General features: G+C 59.8%; 3 protein-coding genes. 2 read left to right on the forward strand and 1 reads right to left on the reverse strand.

All coding sequences use genetic code 11. The features are described 5' to 3' along the window. Window positions 1-36: 36 nt before the first annotated feature. Entirely contained in the window at window positions 37-894 is an 858-nt protein-coding gene (locus SB822_RS54125) for a hypothetical protein (protein WP_410858723.1), read from the forward strand. Window positions 895-1,117: 223 nt separating this feature from the next. On the opposite strand, the gene SB822_RS54130 is transcribed toward SB822_RS54125, so the two are convergent. Continuing rightward, window positions 1,118-2,860: an IS1634 family transposase gene (locus SB822_RS54130; RefSeq protein WP_410858724.1), complete on the reverse strand. Its 1,743-nt coding sequence runs from the start codon at window positions 2,858-2,860 to the stop codon at window positions 1,118-1,120. A 731-nt stretch (window positions 2,861-3,591) separates the two neighbouring features. On the opposite strand from SB822_RS54130, the gene SB822_RS54135 reads away from it, so the two are divergent. Beyond that, window positions 3,592-4,515 carry a VOC family protein gene (locus SB822_RS54135; protein ID WP_410858725.1) on the forward strand — a complete coding sequence of 308 codons (924 nt, stop codon included), beginning with the start codon at window positions 3,592-3,594 and terminating at the stop codon, window positions 4,513-4,515. The last annotated feature ends 50 nt before the right edge of the window (window positions 4,516-4,565 follow it).

The following is a 4,565-nucleotide window of genomic DNA, read 5'->3' on the forward strand; positions in this document are numbered from 1 at the left end:
CGTCAAGTGTTCGCTTCGCCGGGCTGAAGCCCGCACTTGACCCGCCAAGCCACCCATTCGAGATTTGAAAGAAGCTTAAATACAGATGTTGACCGTCGCCGCAAGTGCGTCGGAGATTTGCCCCGTCCGCCGGCGATACGCGCTTCCGACGACGTGCTGCCTGACGCCATCGCCTGTTATAAGTCGATTCGACGATATCTCATGCGTCATGTCGCGCAAAGGCATCGCAGGTGTGTCTATACCGCTGGCCGGTACCTCACATGGCGACTCGATGCATGCACAACGACACCGTTCTGTCCGGTTGCTCAGGCGGTACTGCGATGGCGGACAAAATGGGAGGGCGTTGGTGTACCGGCGCATCTTTTCGGCCGATGCGAACATGGGCTGCTTGGTGTTCTTGTCTGGCTTTCTCTAGTCGCACCAGTTGGTTTGCCGGGATGGACCCCGGCGGTCGAGCGCTGGGTAATCCTGCGCGTTTTTGCACTGGCTTGCCTAGACAGTTTTTTTAGCTACCTTGATGCGGCCGATGACGGAAGCTCGCGATCGGGGCATTTATGGATGCCGTTTCCGGCGATGGATTATCCGGAGCGGGAGTGGGTTGTGCTGGACGCGGAGCCTGACCAGAAGCAGTACAGAATGGTGATCGCTCCAGCGCGACCACGACAGTTCGTATCCGTAGACAAACTACAAACGGGAACGGACCACTACAGGCATCATTTCGCGAACCTCCATGAAGCTAAAGCGCCGGAAAACTGGCCGACGCCTGTCGCAGAACGTGACGCGCGACCGGATATTTCAGTACGACCAGTTAGTTCGCCGCGGCCGAATCATCGGCGAGGCGTCGGTGTTACGGCAATGATCCTGGCAGTGTTGGCGGCTTCCGATGCAGAGTGAGTCGCTTCTCTGACAACTGCATTGGTCCTATTCGGTGCCGGAAAATTGTGAAATGCGCATTTCACACCGGGCTGCACAGCGATTTCACGCGAAGCTGGACAGTAGTCGCATGAGGTAGCCGTAGACCGTAATAAAAGTGACCCCGTTGCGCTATTCCGAACTTTAAGCAGCGGCTCGCATAAGCGCTTGATTTTGCGTGGTTACGCGTGTCCAGGGGAGTCGGCTACTGGGTACAGAAGGTGGGGTTGATATTGAGCAGGCGGAAGGCCTTTTCCTGAACGGGAGTGGGGCGTGTAATCATCACGATCTTCGCGTCCGGGTTCAGAGGGGTATGGCAGACGTTGTACGCGAGGGTGGCCAGATCATCGAGCAGCGTGCGGAAGCTATGGACCGGCAGGCCGTCCTCGCCAAGCCGGGTCGAGTCCTTGGCTTTCGCCTGGTCTGAACGCCGCGCTTTGGCCACTGGCGAGGGCCGCGCTGCGCGCGCGAGTTCAATGTATTCATCGTCAAACAGCATCGGCTTTAACGTCTCGCGCATGTGCCATTCGACGTAGTACGCGAGCATGCACAGAAAGACGTGCGCACGCACACGCTGGGCGTTCCAGTGGAACACGGGGCGCACCTGCAGATCGACTGTCTTGAGCGAACGGAAGGCGCGCTCCACGAGCGCCAGACTCTTGTAGGCCGACACGGCCGCCTCGGCTGGCAGGTCCTGCGCCGGCACACTCGTGCGCACCACATACAGGCCATCGAGCGCGGCCTCCTGCCGGATCTGTTCGGTCTTGCGCGCCCACGTGAAGTCCGAGTCGGTGATGCCCAGCTCGAAGTGCTTGCCCATCCTGAAGTGATCGATGACGCGGCCCACGCGCAAGGCAATTCCCTCGGTACCCTTGAGGCGGTTGCGGGCGCGCGTGGTCGCCTCGGCGATCTTCACCAATTCTGCTTCGGTGGCCTGCAGTAGCACCTCGCGTTTGCGGGTCCGCTCCTCGGCCAGCAGAGGATTGCGGCACACGATGAGCCGCTCACCGGGGAACGCCTCACTGGTTACTTCGAGCAGGTTGCGCTCATCAAAGAGCGACGGCTGGAAGGGCCCCTTCTCGTGGGCGAGCGCGGCCATCTGCGGCGCGCGCAGGCTGCTCACCCAGTCGAGGCCCGCCGGGCGCAATACGGTGTCGATACGCGCCTGCGTGAGCATGCCCCGGTCGCCCACCCAGGCGAGCTTGCCGATGCCGTAGCGGTTCTTGAGCTTGTCCACCTGCGAGGCTACAGTCGCCGGATCAGCGGTATTGCCGGCGAAGACTTCGACGGCCACGGGACAACCCTCAGGAGTGCAAACCAGACCAAACACGATTTGCTGATCGTCGCGCTTGCCGTCGCGGCTGTAGCCGTGGGCGGCGAGCTCGCAGCAGCGGCCGGTCACCCACGTGGAGGTGAGGTCGTAGAGCACCAGCGTACTGCCAGCCAGATGCTGCCGGGCAAGGCGCTTCTCGATGCCCTCCTGAGCCTCTCCCAGCCAGTCGAGCGCGGCATAGACCTGCTCGAGATCGACGTCGCCCAGCTTCAGCAGCCGCGACAGCGAGTGGGTCGCGGTCTGCTCGCACAGCATACGATGCGTGGCAAGCTTGGAAGCCGGCGAGACCACCCGCGCTACCAGCAGCGCCATCACCACCGAACGCAGCGCGGCAGGCGCCGAGGCAAACCACTGCTCGGCGCCGCAGGCGCGCGCCGCGCCGAGCACGGCGGCCACGTGTCCGTGTGGCAGGCTGCGCTCGATCACGAAGGCCTCCTGGGCGGCCGACACCGCGACGCCGCCGCGCAGCAGGACCTTCAGTCCTTCGATGACCTCGGCGGGCAGCGCCGAGAGGTTGGCGAGGGTGCGTTTTTTGACCGTGTTGCCGTCGCGATAGGACTCACGCAGCAGGATCGCGGGGGGCGAGTTGCGGTTGGGGACGTGTTCGATATACATGAACACTCATTCAAGCACAATATCCGGAAAATGCAATGTCTAAATACTATTTTACATGGCTACATGATAGCCCCAAAAAATAGCCGAAACCCGGCGCTGATGCGGGTTTCGGCTATTTGAGAAATCAAAGCTAGGGCTAATAATTCTGTCAACTTCTGACCGGGGGGGACCTTGTGAAATCAAGCGTTTGAGGCGTTCGAGCCAGTTGCGTACCGCGCTGGCTATCAGAACCCTAATGCCGAGCGATGACACCTCTTGCTCTCGGGCGAGCAGTTCCTATCCGCTAACCTCGCGACCTGCGCTCATTGCGGTAGATCGGCCTTTGCGCCTTTGTGCGTCAGACAGACACGTCCCCTCCAACCTCCTAGTCCCTTGGAGGAGCGTTCGTTCTCTTTCGGCTTCCTGACGTCTTCGCATTGGAAGCGACGAGGGATGTCCGCGGCTCGAGTGAGCCGATCGATGCTCATGGCACTCGTTCTGACTCTAGGTGAGTGATCGCTGCGAAGACGGGGCAGCCCTGAGGCGCGCAAGAAATGCGGTCAGCGACAGGTCAAACTGAAAATGTCTGGGACACAATGACAACTTAGGCGGACAGATCGGGGCGGCTAGTCAGCCCCACCAGCACCTCACAAAGTGACGCGGAGTCGGCAAAAATCCGCTATTATGGGAATTGTTGTTGGTGCAACTATTTGCCCCTTCAAGATACTCGCTCGAAGCGGACCCGGCCCGCGTTGGCGATCAACCATCGGCACTTTATTGCTGCTCAAAAGCTATCGCAGATGTCAACCGTTCACATCGAATCGCTGGGGTACGTCGGCGGAAATGCTACCGACTTGGACGGTTGGCGGCACTTCGGCGGCGAATTGCTCGGTATGCAAATAGAAGAACGGGATACCTCGCTCGCCCTTCGGCTCGACGATCGCTGCCAGCGCATCCTGGTGGACCTAAGTGCGTCCAATGGAGGCGCTTACTATGGATTCCAGCTTTCAGATGGAGATGCGCTTGACGCTGCTCGTCTGGCACTGCAGGGACGCGGCGTAGCCGTCCATATCGCTAGCGTAGAGGAACTCAAACATCGGGGCGTTGAAGCGATGTTTCATTTTGTCGATCCTTGTGGTAACCGACTGGAGCTCTTTTGTGGGCTCGCAGCAGCGGAGGAGCCGTTTCAGCCCAGCCGCCCTCTGCAGGGGTTCCGGACCGGCGAACTTGGCATGGGGCATGTGGTGTTTAGCATGCCATCAATCGCGGAAGTGCTGCCGTTTTACACCGACCTTCTAGGTTTGCGTTTGAGCGACTATGCGGAGGAACCATTCAAGGCGACGTTCCTGCACGCGAATGCGCGACATCATAGCGTTGCGCTAATCGAATCGGCGAAGTCGGGTTTGCATCATCTGATGGTTGAGTTGCTCTCGCTCGACGACGTTGGGCAAGCTTACGATAAGGTCAAGGAGGAAGAGGGACTCGTCGGTGCTACCTTGGGCCGCCACACCAACGATTACATGCTGTCATTCTACGCATGGTCGCCATCAGGTTTCTTGGTTGAATACGGCTGGGGAGGCCGCGCGATTGATGAAGCTACGTGGCGTCCTGAGCGGCTTCAGCACGGGCCGAGTTTGTGGGGACATGAACGGCGTTGTTGCATAAATCGGGTTTGAAGACAAAGGCGGTCTTGTGATCTTGAATTCAGGCAATGCGAGCGGATTGC

It is taken from the genome of Paraburkholderia sp. SIMBA_054, assembly GCF_046534875.1.
GTDB classification, from domain to species: domain Bacteria; phylum Pseudomonadota; class Gammaproteobacteria; order Burkholderiales; family Burkholderiaceae; genus Paraburkholderia; species Paraburkholderia hospita.